General features: G+C 60.3%; 18 protein-coding genes. 14 read left to right on the forward strand and 4 right to left on the reverse strand.

Annotated elements, in window-relative coordinates; genetic code table 11:
- Positions 1-35 precede the first annotated feature (35 nt).
- The 13 genes from frr to GSF27_RS16500 all read left to right on the forward strand — a co-directional run bounded on the left by frr (position 36) and on the right by GSF27_RS16500 (position 13640).
- Positions 36-593 (forward strand): ribosome recycling factor, encoded by a 558-nt coding sequence (gene frr, locus GSF27_RS16440; RefSeq protein ID WP_160971154.1) that lies wholly within the window; start codon positions 36-38, stop codon positions 591-593.
- A gap of 138 nt (positions 594-731) precedes the next feature.
- Positions 732-1457, forward strand: coding sequence for a polyprenyl diphosphate synthase (gene uppS / locus GSF27_RS16445; RefSeq protein ID WP_160971155.1), 726 nt, complete (start codon positions 732-734; stop codon positions 1455-1457).
- On the forward strand, positions 1454-2314 hold the full coding sequence (locus GSF27_RS16450) for a phosphatidate cytidylyltransferase (RefSeq protein WP_160971156.1): 861 nt from the start codon (positions 1454-1456) through the stop codon (positions 2312-2314). The genes uppS and GSF27_RS16450 overlap by 4 nt, the downstream gene beginning before the upstream one ends.
- 37 nt (positions 2315-2351) lie before the next feature.
- Positions 2352-3524, forward strand: a complete 1173-nt coding sequence (ispC, locus tag GSF27_RS16455; protein ID WP_160971157.1) for a 1-deoxy-D-xylulose-5-phosphate reductoisomerase — start codon at positions 2352-2354, stop codon at positions 3522-3524.
- An 82-nt stretch (positions 3525-3606) separates the two neighbouring features.
- Positions 3607-4962 carry an RIP metalloprotease RseP gene (rseP, locus tag GSF27_RS16460; protein ID WP_160971158.1) on the forward strand — a complete coding sequence of 452 codons (1356 nt, stop codon included), beginning with the start codon at positions 3607-3609 and terminating at the stop codon, positions 4960-4962.
- Positions 4963-5170: 208 nt separating this feature from the next.
- Entirely contained in the window at positions 5171-7762 is a 2592-nt protein-coding gene (gene bamA / locus GSF27_RS16465; RefSeq protein WP_160971159.1) for an outer membrane protein assembly factor BamA, read from the forward strand.
- Positions 7763-7805: 43 nt separating this feature from the next.
- On the forward strand, positions 7806-8318 hold the full coding sequence (locus tag GSF27_RS16470) for an OmpH family outer membrane protein (RefSeq protein ID WP_160971160.1): 513 nt from the start codon (positions 7806-7808) through the stop codon (positions 8316-8318).
- A gap of 89 nt (positions 8319-8407) precedes the next feature.
- A complete protein-coding gene (gene lpxD / locus GSF27_RS16475; RefSeq protein ID WP_160971161.1) occupies positions 8408-9436 on the forward strand; it encodes a UDP-3-O-(3-hydroxymyristoyl)glucosamine N-acyltransferase in 1029 nt (342 codons plus the stop codon).
- 38 nt (positions 9437-9474) lie between these two features.
- Positions 9475-9912 (forward strand): 3-hydroxyacyl-ACP dehydratase FabZ, encoded by a 438-nt coding sequence (fabZ, locus tag GSF27_RS16480; RefSeq protein ID WP_160971162.1) that lies wholly within the window; start codon positions 9475-9477, stop codon positions 9910-9912.
- 11 nt (positions 9913-9923) lie between these two features.
- On the forward strand, positions 9924-10703 hold the full coding sequence (lpxA, locus tag GSF27_RS16485; protein WP_304627215.1) for an acyl-ACP--UDP-N-acetylglucosamine O-acyltransferase: 780 nt from the start codon (positions 9924-9926) through the stop codon (positions 10701-10703).
- Between the two features lie 9 nt (positions 10704-10712).
- Positions 10713-11912, forward strand: coding sequence for a lipid-A-disaccharide synthase (gene lpxB, locus GSF27_RS16490; RefSeq protein ID WP_160971163.1), 1200 nt, complete (start codon positions 10713-10715; stop codon positions 11910-11912).
- 1 nt (position 11913) lies between these two features.
- A complete protein-coding gene (gene rnhB, locus GSF27_RS16495; protein WP_160971164.1) occupies positions 11914-12519 on the forward strand; it encodes a ribonuclease HII in 606 nt (201 codons plus the stop codon).
- Between the two features lie 110 nt (positions 12520-12629).
- Entirely contained in the window at positions 12630-13640 is a 1011-nt protein-coding gene (locus GSF27_RS16500) for an aspartate carbamoyltransferase (RefSeq protein WP_160971165.1), read from the forward strand.
- Here the strand turns inward: GSF27_RS16500 and GSF27_RS16505 are convergent, their stop codons facing one another.
- The 3 genes from GSF27_RS16505 to GSF27_RS16515 all read right to left on the reverse strand — a co-directional run bounded on the left by GSF27_RS16505 (position 13641) and on the right by GSF27_RS16515 (position 15946).
- On the reverse strand, positions 13641-14087 hold the full coding sequence (locus GSF27_RS16505; RefSeq protein WP_160971166.1) for an EF-hand domain-containing protein: 447 nt from the start codon (positions 14085-14087) through the stop codon (positions 13641-13643).
- Between the two features lie 215 nt (positions 14088-14302).
- Positions 14303-15328, reverse strand: coding sequence for a DUF3549 family protein (locus tag GSF27_RS16510; RefSeq protein ID WP_160971167.1), 1026 nt, complete (start codon positions 15326-15328; stop codon positions 14303-14305).
- Between the two features lie 126 nt (positions 15329-15454).
- Positions 15455-15946, reverse strand: a complete 492-nt coding sequence (locus GSF27_RS16515) for a YchJ family protein (RefSeq protein ID WP_160971168.1) — start codon at positions 15944-15946, stop codon at positions 15455-15457.
- Positions 15947-16070: 124 nt separating this feature from the next.
- Here GSF27_RS16515 and GSF27_RS16520 point away from each other — a divergent pair, with 124 nt between their 5' ends.
- Entirely contained in the window at positions 16071-17264 is a 1194-nt protein-coding gene (locus tag GSF27_RS16520; RefSeq protein ID WP_370462624.1) for a 1-acyl-sn-glycerol-3-phosphate acyltransferase, read from the forward strand.
- A 6-nt stretch (positions 17265-17270) separates the two neighbouring features.
- Here GSF27_RS16520 and GSF27_RS16525 read toward each other — a convergent pair whose 3' ends face one another.
- Complete coding sequence (locus GSF27_RS16525) at positions 17271-18170, reverse strand: diguanylate cyclase (RefSeq protein ID WP_160971169.1); 900 nt, start codon at positions 18168-18170, stop codon at positions 17271-17273.
- Positions 18171-18268: the final 98 nt, after the last annotated feature.

Below are 18268 nucleotides of genomic sequence, written 5' to 3' on the forward strand. Positions count from 1 at the left end.
CGCTGCTGATCAGAAAAGTCAGAGGAAAGATCCCGATGATCGAAGATTTCAAAAAAGACGCGCAGGAGCGCATGGCCAAGGCGATTGATGCCCTGGGCAACAACTTCAATAAAATCCGCACCGGTCGTGCCCATCCCAGCATTCTCGACACTGTCTCCGTCAACTACTACGGTTCCGACACCCCTCTGAGCCAGGTGGCTAACGTCACCGTGCTGGATGCCCGCACACTGGGTGTCAGTCCCTGGGAGAAGAACATGACCCCGGAGATCGAGAAGGCGATCATGAAGTCCGACCTGGGCCTGAACCCGGTCACTACCGGTGGCATTATGCGCATCCCCATGCCGCCCCTGACCGAAGAGACCCGCAAAGGCTACATCAAGCAGGCGCGCAGCGAAGCCGAAGGCGCCCGCGTGGCCATCCGCAACATTCGCCGCGATGTGCTGGGTGATATCAAGTCCCTGCTGAAAGACAAGGAGATCAGTGAGGACGAAGAGCGTCGCGCCCAGGACGATGTGCAGAAGATCACCGACAAGTATGTCGCCCAGGTGGATACTGCACTGGCGTCGAAAGAAAAGGATCTGATGGAAATCTGATTCCACAGGATACGTCAAAGCCCATGTTGGCCCGGCCGACATGGGCTTTTTTCTTCTTCTGCAGCGGGACTTTGGGACTGTTGCAGACGCCGGGGGCAGGAGGCTGCCCGGTGCAGAACCAGAATAACCGGAGTTGTAATGAGCGGTAACCCGTTACGCCACGTTGCCATCATCATGGACGGTAATAACCGTTGGGCCAAGCAGCGCGGCAAGCCCGGGCCACATGGCCACAAGGTGGGTGTGGAACGCATTCGCGACGTCATGCAGGCGTGCCAGAAGCACGGCATCGAGGTACTGACGCTGTTTGCCTTCAGTTCCGAGAACTGGCGTCGCCCGCCCCGGGAGGTGGAGGCGTTGATGTCCCTGTTCCTGACCTACCTGAAGCGTGAGGTGAAGAAGCTCAATGAACAGGGGGTGCGCCTGCGCCTGATCGGACGCCGTGATCGCTTCAGCGCCGGTATCCAGAAGGCCATTGCCGAGGCTGAAGCTGTGGCTTCCGAAGGCAGCTCGACCCTGGTGATTGCAGCGGATTATGGCGGGCAGTGGGATATTGCCAATGCGGCCCAGCGCCTGGCAGTCAAGGTGGCGGAGGGCAGCCTGTCGCCGGAAGAGGTGACGGAGGAGTCCCTGGCGGCGGAGGTCTCCCTGGCCGACCTGCCACCACTGGACCTGGTGATTCGCACCGGCGGGGAACAGCGGATCAGCAATTTCCTGCTGTGGCAGGCCGCTTACAGTGAACTCTATTTTTGCGACTGCTACTGGCCCGACTTCGGGGAAGCGGAGCTGGATGCTGCAGTGGAGGATTTTCACTCGCGTCAGCGGCGTTTCGGTAAAACCTCAGAGCAGATCGAACAGGGTGAATGAGTGATCAGAACCCTCAGGAGAATAATAACGTGCTGAAACAGCGGGTAATTACGGCGCTGGTGCTGGCTGCCGTTCTGTTGGCGGCCCTGTTCGGGCTGGCCCCCGGGGTATTTGTCCTGGGGCTCGGTCTGGTGGTGTTGCTGGCCGCCTGGGAGTGGTCGGATCTGGCCTCAATCCGTGGCGTTGCCGCCCGGCTCTCCTTTGTGGGGCTGGTGGCAGCCAGCCTGTTGCTGGTGGCCGCGCTAACCGGTCTGCCGGGCGCGCCGGACAAGGCCATGATTCGCAACCTGTTGCTGGGGGCCTGTACCTGGTGGGCACTGGCTCTCCTGTGGGTACAGGGTTATCCCTCCAGCGCGGTGCTGTGGGGCAACCCCTGGGTGAAGTCGCTGATGGGGTTGCTGGTATTGGTTCCCACCTGGCTGGGTCTGGCGCTGGTGCGAGGACAGGCCAATGGGGAATGGTTAATCGTGCTGCTGGTGCTGGTGGTAGTCTGCGCGGACGTGGGCGCCTATTTCAGTGGCCGGGCCTTCGGCAAGCGTAAGTTGGCCACAGAGGTGAGCCCGGGCAAGACCTGGGAGGGCTTCTGGGGTGGTGTGGCTTGTTGCGCCCTGCTCGGCCTGGTGGTTGGCTATGGTGTGGGCGGCGGTGCCATGATGTTGGCGCTGGTGGTACCTGCCGGCCTGGCCTCCGTGCTGGGGGACCTGCTTGAGAGCATGGTCAAGCGCCAGCGTGGCGTAAAAGACAGCGGCACTCTGCTGCCCGGGCACGGTGGCGTGCTGGATCGTGTCGACAGTATTACCGCGGCGGCACCGGTGTTTGCCCTGGCACTGCTTTTGTCCGGCTGGCAGGGCGCCTGAGTCGCTCTGTGTTGAGGTTTTGCGGGAAGATGAATCTATGCAGCAGTTGCTGACGGTACTTGGTTCCACCGGTTCTATCGGTGTCAGTACGCTGGACGTGGTGGCTCGCCACCCGCAGCGCTTTGGCGTCTATGCCTTGACCGCCAATACCCAGGTGGACCTTTTGTTACAGCAGTGTCTGGTTGCGGAGCCCGTGTTTGCGGTGATGCGCGATGAGGCCTGCGCAGAGCAGCTGCAACAGCGGTTGCACGAGGCGGGCAGTGCGACCCGAGTGCTGGCCGGAGAAGAGGGGTTAGAGCAGGTGGCCGCCGCGCCGCAGGCGCCGGTAGTGATGGCCGCGATTGTCGGCTCGGCCGGTCTGGCGCCGACCCTGGCGGCGGTGCGGGCGGGCAAAAAGGTACTGCTGGCCAATAAGGAGTCGCTGGTAATGGCTGGCGGCCTGTTTATGCAGGCGGTGGCGGAGAGCGGGGCAACCCTGCTGCCTATCGACAGCGAGCACAATGCCATCTTTCAATGCATGCCGGAGAGCTACAGTAGCCTGGAGGCTGCCGGTATTCGCCGGATTCTGCTCACCGGCTCCGGCGGTCCCTTCCGTCAGACGCCGCTGTCCGAGCTGGCGTCAGTGACACCGGACCAGGCCTGTGCCCACCCCAACTGGAGCATGGGGCGCAAGATTTCGGTGGATTCCGCCACCATGATGAACAAAGGGCTGGAGTTTATCGAAGCCTGCTGGCTGTTCGGCGCCCGTCCCGACCAGATTGAAATCGTGGTGCATCCCCAGAGCGTTATTCACTCCATGGTGGAGTACGCGGATGGCTCGGTGCTGGCGCAGATGGGCAATCCCGACATGCGCACGCCTATCGCCCACGCCCTGGCGTGGCCACAGAGGATTGAGTCCGGTGTGCCGAGCCTGGATTTTCACGCCCTGGCGCGTCTCGATTTCGAGCCCCCCTCCTTTGAACGCTTCCCGGGCCTGCGCCTCTCCGTGGAGGCTGCGGCCGCCGGTGGGATTATGGCGGCGGTGCTGAATGCGGCCAATGAGGTGGCGGTAGAGGCTTTCCTGGCCGGTCGTATCGGCTTTACCCGTATACCGGCCATTATCGAGGAGGTGTTGTCGGCGACCGTCAACACTGAACCTCGCGACCTGGAGTGGGTCAAACAGGTGGATCTGGATGCCAGACAGAGGGCTGCCAGCCTGCTGGACCGGTAATCCGCAGGGGGTTGCGGGATAGATCAGCGGCGTCCCGGGTATTCAGGGGCGCAGAGCAAGAAGCGAACAAGGGGTAGAGAGTTTGGACAGTCTGATTACCGTTGTGTGGTTTCTGGTGGCCCTCGGGGTGCTGGTGACCTTCCATGAGTTCGGGCACTACTACGTCGCGCGCCGTTGTGGCGTCAAGGTGCTGCGTTTTTCCGTGGGTTTCGGTAAGCCGCTCTACACCTGGACCGGCAAGACCGGTACCCAATACACCCTCGCCTGGATACCGCTGGGCGGCTACGTCAAGATGCTGGACGAGCGTGAGGGTGAGGTGCCCGAGGCACTGCTGGCGCAGGCATTTAACCGTAAAAATGTGTGGCAGCGAATCGCCATTGTCGCTGCCGGGCCGGTGGCCAATTTTATCCTGGCGGTACTGCTCTTCTGGGGAATGTTAATGCCGGGCACCACTGATGTGGCGCCGGTGATCGGCAAGGTGACACCGGAGTCTGTGGCGGCACAGGCCGGGCTCGAGTCAGGCCAGGAAGTGCTGGCCGTGGACGGCGAGCCGGTGCATACCTGGCAGGATCTCAACCGGGTGCTGATGCATCGACTGGGGGAGACCGGTCCCATCACTTTTGTAGTCAAATACGCCAACTCGTCGCTGCAATACGAGTCCCAGGCGGAGTTGCGGGACTGGCTGAAGGGTGAAGAGGACCCGGATCCGGTCAAGGGACTGGGTATTACCCTGTGGACACCGGAGGTGCGCGCCGAGCTGTCGCAGGTGATGGAGGGCAGTCCGGCCGCCGAGGCGGGTCTCAAGGCTGGCGATCTGTTGCTGGCGGCTGATGATGTACTGCTCGAGGATTGGTATGCGCTGGTGGATTACGTGCGTGCAAGGCCCAATGTGGCCATTGACCTGCGTTACCAGCGCGATGGCGATGAGGCCGTGGCCACGGTTACCCCGCGGGAGGTAATTACGGATAGTGGTGAAGCCATCGGTCAGGTCGGGGTGATGCCGGTGGCGCCGGGTTGGCCGGAGGAGATGATCCGTCGCCAGGAGTATGGCGTCACCGGGGCCTTTGTCCGCGCAGTGGACAAAACCTGGGAAACGTCGGCGTTTGTGCTGCTTTCGGTGAAGAAATTGATCGTCGGGGAAATCTCGACGAAAAACTTGAGCGGGCCCATCACCATTGCTAAAGTGGCGGGCGCTTCCGCCAAAGCCGGACTGGCCTACTACGTGGGTTTTCTGGCGCTGTTGAGCGTCAGCCTGGGGGTTTTCAACCTGTTGCCCATTCCGGTGCTGGACGGTGGACACCTGCTTTACTACCTCATCGAAGCCGTCAAGGGCAGTCCGGTGTCGGAAAAGGTGCAGGTAGCCGGCTACCAGGTTGGCCTGGTGCTGGTGATGGGCCTGATGTTGCTGGCCCTCTATAACGATGTGATGCGTCTTTAACGAGGGCTCCGGACGGACAGGATCGCTGCCCGGCACCAGGGTGCTTCCTCTGAGGATCTCCCCGCTGTAAAGGCTCCCATCCGGGAATATCGATACCTGGCGGTCCGGCCATTGCCGGCTCGCCGTAGGCTGTACTGTCGACAGTACAGACGCCCGTTGCCGAAGTGCGGCCGGCGGTAACTGAAAAATAAGAGTTTGATACCAATCTATGACGCGTTTACGTCTTCTGCTCCTGAGTTTGCTGGTCTTTCCTTTGGTGGTCTGGGCCGAAAGTTTTCGCATCAGTGATATTCGCCTGGAAGGGCTGCAGCGGGTCTCCGCAGGGACCGTGTTTGCGGCGCTGCCGGTACAGATTGGTGAAACTATGGATACCGTGGCGATTCGCAACGCCACCCGCTCCCTGTTTGGCACCGGCTATTTCGCCGACATCCAGATTGGCCGCGACGGTGATGTGCTGGTTATCCACCTGAAAGAGCGCCCGGCGATCAGCGAGATCGAAATCGAGGGCAACAAGGCGATCAAGACCGAAGACCTGTTGCAAGGCATGCAGGATAACGGTCTGGCGGAAGGGCAAATCTTCAAGCAAGCGACCCTGGAGGGCTTGACCCAGGGGCTGGAGCGTCAGTACGTGGGCCAGGGCCGCTACAGCGCCAGTGTCGAGACCGAGGTGATCGATCTGCCCCAGAACCAGGTGAAGCTGCTGGTGAAGGTGGACGAGGGCGAGGTCGCCGCCATCAAACACATCAATATTGTGGGCAACACGGTGTTCAGCGATGAAGAGCTGGGCGACCTGTTCGAACTCAAAACCACCGGCTGGCTCTCCTGGCTCAACAGCAACGACCGCTACTCGCGGGAGAAACTCACTGGCGATCTGGAGCGCCTGGAGTCCTGGTACCTGGACCGCGGCTATCTCACTTTCAATATTGACTCTACCCAGGTCTCCCTGAGCCCGGATAAAGAGACCGTCTATATCACCATCAATATCACCGAGGGTGATGTCTACACCGTCAGCTCGGTGGAACTGGCGGGCGATCCGGTGGTGCCCGAGGAGGAACTGAAAAACCTGTTCCTGCTGAAAGAGGGCCAGACCTTCTCCCAGGTGCTGATGACTACCACCTCCGACTACATGACCCGTCGCCTCGGTAACGAGGGCTATACCTTTGCTGACGTGCAGGGGATTCCCGAGCGCAACGACGATGACAAGACGGTCAAGGTGACTTTCTTTATGGACCCCGGCAAGCGCGCCTACGTGCGCCGCATTGAGTACCGTGGGAATACCAAAACCAGCGACGAGGTGCTGCGCCGCGAAATGCGCCAGATGGAGGGCGGTTCAGCCTCCACCGCCCGCATCGAGACCTCCAAGGTGCGGCTTGAGCGACTGGGCTTCTTCAAGGAAGTGAATGTAGACACCAAAGAGGTGCCGGGTACTTCCGACCAGGTGGATGTGGAGTACACCGTCGAGGAGCAGCCGTCAGGCAGTATCGGTGCCAGTGTCGGCTTCGCCCAGGGTACCGGTCTGGTGCTGGGGGCCAATATCCAGCAGAGCAACTGGTTCGGTACGGGTAAAGCGGTGGGCTTTAACGTCAGTACCTCGTCTTACCAGACGGTTTACAGCTTCAACTACACCGACCCCTACTTTACCCCGGATGGCGTCAGCCGCGGTTTCAACGTCTTCTACCGCGCGCGGGATTTTGAAGAGGTGAACGTTGCCAGCTATACCACCGACTCCTATGGCGGATCGGTGAACTTTGGCTACCCCATCTCCGAAATCGAGCGCCTTGGGTTCAGCTTTGGCTATACCAACATCAGTATCGAGACCGGGGCAGTGGCGGCACAGGAGATTATCAGTTCGCCAAGGCCGTTCGATGAGAGCGCCTACCTGGATCGCTATATTACCGAGGCTCAGGCCGATGCCATTATTACGGAGATCAATGGTGGCACGCCTTATGACCCGGCGATTGTAAGCCCCAGCTACACCAGCTTTGATCCGAACAACACCAACGTGCTGGTGGAAAGCCCGGACGGCTGGGTGGATGCCAACGGCAATGAGTTTGATATTTTTACCTTTAACATCAGTTGGTCCCAGTCCACCCTCAACCGCGGCCGCCTGGCCACTCGCGGTGCCTCCCAGGGGCTGTCGCTGGAGCTGTCGCTGCCGGGTACCGACCTTGAATATTACAAGCTGACCTATACCGGGCAGTACTTCCAGCCGCTCACCGAGAGCCTGACCCTGCGCCTGCGCACCAAGCTGGGTTATGCCGACAGCTACGGCAATACCACCGAACTGCCGTTCTTTGAGAACTTCTACGCCGGTGGTTTCGGCTCCGTACGGGGCTTCAAGCGCAATACCCTGGGCCCCCAGGCGACGCCAGCCGTGCTCTACGACACCGTGCTGTTTGACCGTGATGGCGACGGCGACCTGGATTCGCGGGTATATGTCATCGGCCCGGATGGCAAGCTGAAAACTGTGGATTACAACGACGACGAAGATCCGTTCGGCGGTAATATACTGATCGAGGGCAGCATGGAGATTCTGTTCCCGCTGCCATTCGTGAAAGATCAGCGCTCCCTGCAGTCGGCCTTTTTTGTTGACGCAGGTAACGTCTTTGATACCGACTGTGGAGCGGGTCAGCGAAACTGCTATGATGTCGACCTGTCCCAACTCAGCGTCTCTGCAGGGCTTGGCCTGACCTGGATTACCGGCTTTGGGCCGCTGACCTTCAGTATCGCAAAAGCAATTCGCGAAAATGAGTACGACGACCGGGAGTTCTTCCAGTTCTCTCTGGGAACCGCCTTCTGATCGCGTACAGAGACGACTATAACGAGAATATCGGGAGATTAATGTGAAGATTTTTAAGCACGTATCACTGGCACTGGCTGCACTGTTGTTTTCCACCGCGACCCTGGCGGCCAGCAAAGTCGTGGTGTGCGACATGCAGGGTGCCATTATGCAGACCGACCGCGCCAAAAAGGCGGCGGCGGCGCTGGAAGCCCGTGCTGACTACGCTACCATGAAGTCGCAGGAAGAGCGCCTGCGTGCTGAACTGACCAATATGAACAAGCTGTTTGACACCAAGGGCATGACCTGGAGCCCCGAGAAGAAAGCCGAGCAGTTCAAAAAGGCTGAGTACGCCAAGGCTGAGCTTAAACTGGTATCGGAAAAGCTGGCTGCCGAGCAGCGTGAGGTGATTGCCGCGGTTATGAAGGAATTGGGCCCCAAGGCCCAGGAAGGCCTGAAAGAGCTTATCGCCGCTGAAGGTATCGGTATGGTACTGGACGGTCGCGGGGTAATATGGGCCAGCGAACCCTACAACATCACCGCCGAGCTCACAGCAAAACTGAACAAAATGAAGTAATCTGCCAGGATTACGGAGACCGCTGCCGGGCTTCAGCCCCGCCAGCGGCGTTTTTATTGTGGCTCCCGGCAATTTGCGGCGGACAGTGCATGACAGAATCACAGGTTTGGACTTTGGCCTCGCTGGCGCAGCACCTGGGTGCGCAGCTGGTGGGGGATGAGACTTGCCGCATTGTGGCCCTTAATACCCTGCAGGATGCGGGTGAGGGCGATCTGTCATTCCTGGCCAATCCGGCCTACCAGCGTTATCTGACCGACACCCGGGCCAGTGCCGTTATCCTGAGGCCGGATTTCGCACACCTGTTCGACGGCAACAAGTTGTTGTTGGACAACCCCTATATGGCCTATGCAAGGCTGACGGCCCTGTTCAACACCGATACCGGCTATGCGCCCGGCATTCACCCGTCGGCGGTCGTCCATGCCGATGCTGAAGTGGCTGCTGATGCCCATATCGGCGCCAATGTGACGTTGGCGTCGGGGGTTCGCATCGGTGCCGGAGCGGTGATAGGCCCTGGCTGTGTGGTTGGTGCCGATACCGTTATCGGCGCCCGTACCCGGCTGCATGCCAATGTCACTGTGTATCACGGCGTCGCCATTGGCGAGGCGGTGACGCTCCACAGTGGCTGCGTCATCGGTGCCGACGGTTTCGGCTTCGCTCCGGGGCGTGACGGCTGGGTCAAGATTCACCAGCTGGGTGGTGTAGTGATCGGTAATCGTGTGGAAATAGGGGCCTGTACCACTGTGGACCGGGGGGCGCTCGACGATACGGTCATTGGCGACGGCGTGATTATCGACAATCTTGTGCAGATCGCCCACAACGTCAAAATCGGCGAGAATACGGCCATCGCCGGTTGCACCGGCATCGCCGGCAGCACCACCATTGGCAAGCGCTGTACTATAGCCGGCGCTGCCTGTATCGCCGGCCACATCACCATTGCTGACGGGGTGCACATCAGCGCCACCACGCTGGTGACCAAGTCAATTGAAGAGGCCGGATCCTATTCGTCCGGCACCGGTATGGCGCCCACCCGCAGCTGGCGCAGGAATGCAGTGAGATTCGGTCAACTGGATCAGATGGCGGGCCGGCTGGCGGCGCTGGAAAAAAAGCTGTCCGACTAGAAACAATCAGATAGACATAGCCTAAGCAGGAATTACCAATGATGGATGTGAAAGAGATCCGAGAATATTTGCCCCACCGCTACCCGTTTCTGCTGGTTGACCGGGTGGTGGAACTGATTGAGGGGGATGTGATCCGGGCCTACAAAAATGTCTCAATCAACGAAGATGTTTTTAACGGGCACTTTCCGCAGGCGCCAATTTTCCCGGGTGTCATGATTGTTGAGGCGATGGCGCAGGCGGCGGGTGTGCTCGGTTTCAAAACCCTGAACAAGCGACCCAGCGATGGCTCCATCTACCTGTTTGCCGGCGCCGACAATGTGCGTTTCAAGCGCCAGGTGGTTCCCGGCGACCGTCTCGACCTGGAAGCGCGGGTGATCTCCGAGAAGCGCGGCATCTGGAAGTTCGAGTGCCGTGCCACGGTGGATGGCGCGCTGGCGGCTTCGGCCACCATTCTCTGTGCTGACCGCCAAGTGTAAGGGTAGCTGACTTGTCTAACTTGATTGACCCGAGAGCGATTATCGATCCGACGGCGCGCCTGGCGGAAGGTGTCAGTGTGGGACCGTGGACGGTTATTGGTGCCGATGTGGAAATTGGCCCCGGCAGCCGGATTGAGTCTCACGTGGTAATTAAGGGACCGACGCGTATCGGTGCCAACAACCATATTTACCAGTTTTCCTCTGTGGGTGAAGACACCCCGGATCTGAAGTACAAGGGTGAGCCCACCCGCCTGGTGATGGGTGACAACAACATCATCCGTGAAGGGGTGACGATTCACCGTGGTACCGTGCAGGATCGCGGTGAAACCACCATCGGTGACAACAACCTGTTGATGGCCTATGTCCATATCGGTCACGACAGTGTGATCGGTAACAACTGTATCCTGGTCAATAACGCCTCGCTGGCGGGCCACGTGCATGTGGGCGACTGGGCGATTCTCAGCGGCTACACCCTGGTGCACCAGTTCTGCCACATCGGTGCACACTGCTTTACCGGCATGGCCAGTGCCATTGGCAAGGACGTGCCGGCCTATGTCATGGTGGCAGGTAATCCGGTGGCGGCCAAAAGCATCAACAGCGAAGGGCTGCGTCGTCGCGGTTTCAGCAAAGAGGATATCGCTACCCTCAACAAGGCGTTCAAGCTGGTCTATCGCCGCGGCTTGACCACCGAGGAAGCGGTGCGCGAATTGCGGTTGCTGGCGGAATCCTGTGAGCCGGTGAACCTGCTGATTGACTCCCTGCAGCAATCCACTCGCGGAATTGTGCGTTAAGGCCTGAACATGCGCATTGGTATTGTGGTGGGGGAGGCCTCGGGGGATATCCTCGGGGCCGGTTTGATGGCGGCATTGCAGCGCCGTTATCCCACGGCCCGTTTTGAGGGTATTGGTGGCGAGCGTATGATTGCCGCCGGTTTTCACAGCTTTTTTGAGCAGGAGCGGCTGGCGGTCATGGGGCTGGTGGAGCCCCTCAAGCGCCTGCCGGAGCTGCTGCGTATCCGCAAGCAGATCGTTCGTCACTTCACCGACAATCCTCCGGATGTCTTTATCGGCATCGATTCCCCCGACTTCAACCTCACCATCGAAGAGAAATTGCGCGCGGCGGGAATCTTTACTGTCCACTACGTCAGCCCGTCGGTATGGGCCTGGCGCCAGAAGCGTATCGTCAAGATCGCCCGCGCTGTGGATCTGATGCTCACCCTGCTGCCCTTCGAGGCAGACTTCTATCGCCAGCATAAGGTGCCGGTCTGCTTTGTGGGCCATCCATTGGCTGACGATATCCCCTTGCAGAGCGATCAGGCCGCTGCTCGTCGCGAGCTGCAGCTGGACTCCGCCGGCACCGTGGTGGCGTTGATGCCGGGCAGCCGTGGTGGCGAAGTGAAAATGATTGGCCCGCTGTTGTGGGAGGCCGCCAGGCGCCTGCAGGGCCGGGCTGCCAATGTCCATTTTCTGGTGCCGGCGGCCAGTGCCGCCCGGCGTCGGCAGATAGAGGAGCAGTTGCAGCAGTTGCCACCACTGCCTCTGACCGTGGTGGATGGGCAGTCCCATCAGGTGATGACAGCGGCGGACGTGGTGGCCATGGCTTCGGGTACCACAACCCTGGAGGCGATGCTGCTGAAGCGTCCCATGGTGGTGGTGTATCGCTTCGCCTGGCTCTCCTACGCCATCCTCTCGCGGCTGGTCAAAACCCGCTTTTTCTCCCTGCCCAATTTACTCGCCGGCAAGCCGCTGGTGCCGGAGCTGTTACAGGACGAGGCGACACCGGAGCGTATTGCTGACGAGTTGCTGGTGTTCCTGCAGCAGCCGCATCGCAGCGAGTTTATCCGTGAGGAGTTTACCCGCCTGCACCAGAGTATCCGCTGCGATGCCAGCGAAAGGGCCGCCGAGGCGATTGCCCAGGGCCTGGAACAAAGAGGCCTGGAACAGAGAACACAGGAACAGACATCCCGGGAGCAGACATCCCGGGAACAGGGAGGAGCCTGATATGGAGCCGTTTGTCAGCAGCTATGGTGGCACCCTGGGGGCCGGGGTGGACGAGGTGGGTCGCGGGCCGCTGGCGGGTGATGTGGTGGCGGCCGCGGTGATTCTCGATCCTGCCAGGCCCATTGTGGGGCTGAATGATTCCAAAAAGCTGACGGAGAAAAAGCGCGAGCTGCTCTTTGACGAGATCTGCAGTCATGCTCTCAGCTACTCCATTGCCAGGGCCTCGGTAGCGGAAATCGACAGTATCAATATTCTGCAGGCCAGCCTGTTGGCCATGACCCGGGCCGTTGAAGGCTTGCAGTTGGCACCGGAGCATGTGTGGGTGGATGGCAACAAGATTCCCCGCTGGTCTTACAGTGCCGAGGCGGTGGTGAAGGGAGACAGTCGCGTACCCGCCATCAGTGCCGCCTCCATTCTGGCCAAGGTCACCCGTGACCGGGAGATGGAGGCCTTCGAGAAGGTCTACCCCGGCTATGGCTTCGCCGGTCACAAGGGCTACCCCACCAAACTGCATATGGATGCCATTGCCCGCCTGGGCGTGACGCCGATCCATCGCACCTCCTTCGGACCGGTACGGGCGGCTATCGAGCAGATGGAGCTCTTCTGAGCCTCCGTCGCTGACGGGGTTTATCCCGCCGTCACAAAATTGCGATGGTGCTCTGTCAGGGGCAGAGCTACAATAGCGCCGGTTTTAACTGGCTGGGCAACGGAGCGTGTATGGAGTTCACAGGCGCACATATCTTGTCGATTACGCAGTTTGAGCGTGCCGATATTGAGCGGATATTCCGCGTCGCCGATAACATGGAGCCCTACGCGCAACGCAAGCGCGTGACCCGGGTGCTGGAAGGCGCCATCCTCGGTAACATGTTCTTTGAACCCAGTACCCGAACCCGCGTCAGCTTTGGTGCGGCATTCAATTTGCTCGGCGGTGAAGTGCGCGAAACCACCGGCTTCAAAAGCTCGGCCATCTCCAAAGGTGAATCCCTCTACGACACGGCTCGTGTGCTCTCCGGCTACAGCGATGTGATCTGCATGCGTCACCCGGAAGCGGGCTCAGTGGCAGAGTTTGCCGCTGCCAGTCGGGTGCCGGTGATCAATGGTGGTGACGGACCCAACGAACACCCCAGTCAAGCGCTGCTGGATCTCTATACCATTCGCAAGGAGCTGGCGGATCGGGGTCGCACAGTGGATGGCCTGCGCATCGCCATGATCGGTGATCTGAAATATGGCCGCACCGTGCACTCCCTCTGCAAGCTGCTGTGCCTGTTTGATCGTGTACAGGTGACATTGGTGGCGCCGCAAGAGCTGGCAATGCCCGGGTATGTGGTGGAGCAGATGCGTGAGGCGGGGGTGGAAGTGACCATTTCCGACGATCTGCTGCACGGCATCGGCCATGTGGACATCGCTTACTCCACCCGCATCCAGGAAGAGCGTTTTGCGTCGAAAGATGAGGCCAACCTCTACCGTGGCCGCTTTCGTCTCAACCAGGCGATCTACACCCAGTACTGCGAACCCAATACCGTGATCATGCATCCGCTGCCGCGGGACTCACGGGCGGACGCCAACGAGCTGGATAACGATCTCAACCACAATCCCAACCTGGCGATCTTCCGTCAGGCAGACAATGGTGTGCTGGTACGTATGGCGCTGTTTGCGCTGATTCTGGATGTGGCGGACCAGGTGGATGCCCACGCCCGCGACGTCAACTGGTACCGCGGCGGTCGCTGATTACTGCAGTTCCTTGCGCACACAGAACCACAACAGACAGTAGGTATCGTTGCTGGCGCTGTGGTGCTGTTGCTCCACTTCCTCGCTGCTCAGGCGGCCGTCACCGTCGTTGTCAAAGCGGTTGAACAGGCCCATATATGAGGCGTATTCGGCTTCGCTGACGTTGCCGTCCTGATCGGTATCAAGCTTGTTGAAGCGCGCCTGCAGTAGGCCCAGTCGCTTGTTCTGGTCGGCGCTCTGGTATTCGTCAAAGGCCACCGTGCCATCACCGTTGTGGTCGAGCAGGGTAAACAGTCGACTCTTCTTCTCGGCAATCTCTTCGGCGCTGATCTCGGCGTCGCCATCCAGATCGTATTTGGCCAGCAGCCAGCTTTCGGGCTCGCTGTAGGCGCTTTGGCCAAAGCCGCCAAGGGTCATTGATAGCAGGGTAATAGAGAGGTATTTCATGTCGGCAGCCGATCCGGGGTGGAGGGTCTCAGTCCGGGGGGCAATCCCGTTGACTGGCTGCCATCATAGCCTTGCCCTGTGGCGCCGAACTGCGCCTGCAATCACACTTCGGGCGCTCACTCAGACGGATTTATTAGAGCATTCTGATAATTGATAACCCCGGTTTATATAGGGGAAAGGACGCAGCCCGGGGCGTGCCTCTGCCAGCCACTGGCTCAGTGGCGCACAGGGTTGTCGGCCGGGGCCAGCAGGCGGGCTACGGCCTGTTGCAGTTCCGGCTCCAGCTGCGGGTCGCGCAGTACCGGCAACAGGTGGGGCCTGAGCCGGGGGTCGTACAGCAGCTCGTTCAGCAGTTGCTGGAGGAGGGGCGTGGGGTGTTGCTGCAGCGACTGCAGGAATGCCCGGAACAGTGTGGGTTGGGTCAGGTCCCAGGGGCAGCGACTGGCGATGGCCGCCAGCACTTCCATGCCGGGTTGCCCGGACAGCAACTGTTGCAGGGCCGTTTGGCGCAGCTCAATGGCGTCGCTGTGGGAGAGCGCCCGTACCAGTGCTGCAACCAGTGAGTCGCTGTCACCGGTCGGGGCCTCTGTCTGCAGTCGTTGGCACAATGCGGTGGCCAGAGCCTTGTCCGGGGTGGTGTTTTCCAGGCATTCACACAGTTGTTGCAGGGGTTGCGCCGGCATGGTGGCAATCGCCTGTTGCAATAAATGACTGTGTTCGGCGCAGCGCATCGCGACGTCGGCCAGCCCCTGCAGTGGAAGCTGCTGCCACTGGCCCAGATCGCCGGCGAGATAGTCGAGAGCGGCTCCATAGTGCTCGCCAGGTGCCAGAGCGAGGTCCAGGGAGGCGCGGGCGTGCATACTGGCCTGACGCTCCGGGGCCGGCTGGAACAGGCAGGGGTTATTCTCCAGAACCGCCGCCAGCTGTCGCGCCTGCTCGGCCTCACTCTCCTGTGGGGCCAGGGCGATCAGCAACTGTTTGACCAGGCGATCCCGCGGCTGCGGGTCCAGGAAACCCTGTTCATCCAGCGGCAGGCGGATAAACCACAGCAACGGCAGCGCCGGGCTGTCGCTGTCGCGCAGCAGCAGGGCCAGCCACGCCTGGCGCAGGTAGGGCGCCGGGTAGGGGATGAGTTGCTGTTCGACACGCAGGAAAGTCTCGGTGTCGAGCGGCTGGATACGACGCCCCACATCGTAGATGCGGTAGTCGAGACCCATCTGGGTAAACAGGCTGCTGATCATGTGGCGCTTCTCTTTGTCTGCGGGGCGGTGGTCAGTCCGGGGGCGGCATTGTAACGGGTTTGGCGGTGGATGGCAGGGCTTCGCCGGCGTCGCTCCCCCTGTCAGGGCGGCCCGGGTGTCGGGAGCTCAGTCCTGGCAGCACTGCTTGAATTTGCGACCGCTGCCGCAGACGCAGGGGCTGTTGCGGCCCGGCAGGGGTGGATTGCGCAGCGCTTCGCCCTCAACATAGCGCCAGCCGCGCTGGTCATGAAGGAAGTGGGAGTGCTCGTGCAGCACCTGCAGTCTGGTGCTCTCCCGGGGATCGCGGAACCAGGCGGAGAAACTGACCCAGCCCTCACTGTCCCCCGCCTCTCCCAGTTCACTGTTGTGTACTTGCAGCCCTACCCATTGGGTGTCCCGGCAGCTGCGGGCCAGGGTGTCGGCAGACGCCGGAGCGGATACCGCATCCCAGGTGGCCATCAGGTAGTCGTAGCGTTGCAGCCGGTAGGCGCAGAAGCGGGAGCGCATCAGGGCGGTGGCGGTCGACGGCGGTTTGGTGCCGTTGAGGGCAGGAAGGCAGCAGGTCTGGTAGCTGTTGCCACTGCAGCAGGGGCAGGGTTGCTCGGTGCCAGAATTCATGGCAGTGGTAATCCTCGGCCAAATTGGGTATTTTTGCAGGCCATTTTAATAAGGCCGGGCGGCGAATGACAGTCAGGCTGTCTTTGACTCTCCTGCCAACTCTCACCCGTTCTGCAATTCTTTTGTGCGTTCCGATTTCATGACCGACTTTGACGATATCCGCCCCTACAATGACAGCGAGGTGGCACCGGCCATTGCCCGTGTGCTGGCCACACCGGAGCTGATCCGCGCGGTTGCGCGTCTGCGCTTCCCGCACCTGTCAGGCGTCTTGCCCTGGCTTATGCGGCCGCTGGTGCATACTTATCTGCAGCATCAGTTGCGCGGTGTGAATACCGTCGATCAGCTGCAGGAGATTATTGGTCACTATCTGGAGAACATGCTCAATCGTCGCGTCAGTGAGCTGACGGTATCCGGGCTTGATAAGCTGCAGAAGGATAAGGCTTACCTGTTTATCAGCAACCATCGCGATATCGCTATGGACCCGGCGTTCGTCAATTGGGCGATGTTCCACTATGGCTTCGATACCGTGCGCATTGCCATCGGCGACAACCTGCTCACCAAGCCCTATGTTTCAGACCTGATTCGCCTGAACAAGAGCTTTATCGTCAAACGCAACATCTCCAGTCCGCGGGAGAAACTGAAAGCATCAAAGCATCTGTCCGCCTATATCCACCACTCCATTGCCGAAGACAAGAGCAACGTCTGGATTGCCCAGCGTGAGGGGCGGGCCAAGGACGGACGGGATGTCACCAACAGTGCCATCGTCAGCATGATCGCCCTGAGTAAACCCAAGCCACAGGACTTCGGTGAATACATCGGCGAACTGAATATTGTGCCGGTCTCCATCTCCTACGAGTGGGATCCCTGTGATGCAGCCAAGGCGCGGGAGCTGCATGCGGTGCAAACCCATGGCCGCTACGAGAAAGCCGAACATGAAGACGTGGCCAGTATTGCCGCCGGTATTGCCGGTGAGAAGGGCCACGTGCACCTGGCCTTTGGTGATGTGCTGGGCAGCGAATACGAAAGTACTGAACAGGTGGCACGGGAGATTGACCGCCAGGTCTGGAATAACTATGTGCTGCATCCCAGCAACCATCTCGCCTATGAGCGACTTTACAGCAAGCCTTCCGGATTGCCGGTTACGGCAAAGGGGTGTGAGTTTGTGGCGGCGGATTACCCGGAAGAGCAGCGTGAACTGGATCGGCGCCTGGCGGGTTTACTGCCGGAGCAGCAGCAGATACTGCTCTCCATCTACGCCAATTCGGTGGTGAGTCACCTGAAGTTGGCCGCCTCCGCAGAGGATGCCGCGCAGGAATAAGTCCGGCTAACTGCAGAACTGGTTGCGGCCGCCGGCCTTGGCCTGGTACAGCAGGCGGTCGGCGCGACGCAACATGTCATCAATGGCAATATCGTCACCGCTCATGGCGGTGACGCCGAGGCTGACGGTAAAACGGATGGGCTGGCCGTCAAACAGCAGCTCGCTGCTCTCCACCTGCAGGCGCAGCCTTTCCGCCAGCTGACGTGCCCCTTCAAGGTCCGTCTCCGGGCAGCAGATCACGAACTCCTCTCCGCCAAAGCGGCCAATCAGGTCGCCCTGGCGTCCCACGGCCCTGCACAGACGGGTCAGTTGTTTCAGAGCAGCATCTCCCCCGGCATGGCCATAGCTGTCGTTGATGGACTTGAAATTATCTGCATCCAGAACAATGACTGACATCTGGCGCTGGTGACGGCGGGCCTTGGCAAACTCGGCACTGCCCAGCTCCAGGAAGTAGCGCCGGTTGAAGACGCCGGTAAGAGGGTCGGTAGAGGCGAGACGGGCCAGCTTGTCGTTCAGCTCCTGCAGCTGCTTCTGGGCCTCCCGCAGCCTCAGTGCGGTGCGAATGCGGGCCGCCAGTACGCGGTAGTTGAAGGGTTTGGTGACGTACTCGTTGGCGCCGATATCCAGTGCCCGCACCACCGCATCGTCATTGTCGTTGGCCGATATCATGATCACCGGAATGTCGCTGAGGAGGGTTTCAGTCTTCAGTTGCGTCAGGGTTTCGGTGCCGCTCATGCCGGGCATCATCAGATCGAGCAAGATCAGGTCGGGGCGGTGTTTACGGGCGAGGGTCAGGCAGTCTTCACCCCCGGTGGCACTGATGACCGTATGGCCATCGTCCTCAAGGTTGAATCTCAGGAGCTGCAGGTTGTCTTCGATATCGTCGACGATGAGGATTATGGCCATGGGATCAGAGCGTCATTGGTTTCCGGGGTGTCCGGGTCAGCCTCCGGCGCGGCCGGCAGGGCGCAGAGCGCAGTTAGCACCAGTATAGAGGCCTGGCG

The organism is Pseudomaricurvus sp. HS19 (genome assembly GCF_009857815.1).
GTDB lineage: Bacteria > Pseudomonadota > Gammaproteobacteria > Pseudomonadales > Cellvibrionaceae > Pseudomaricurvus.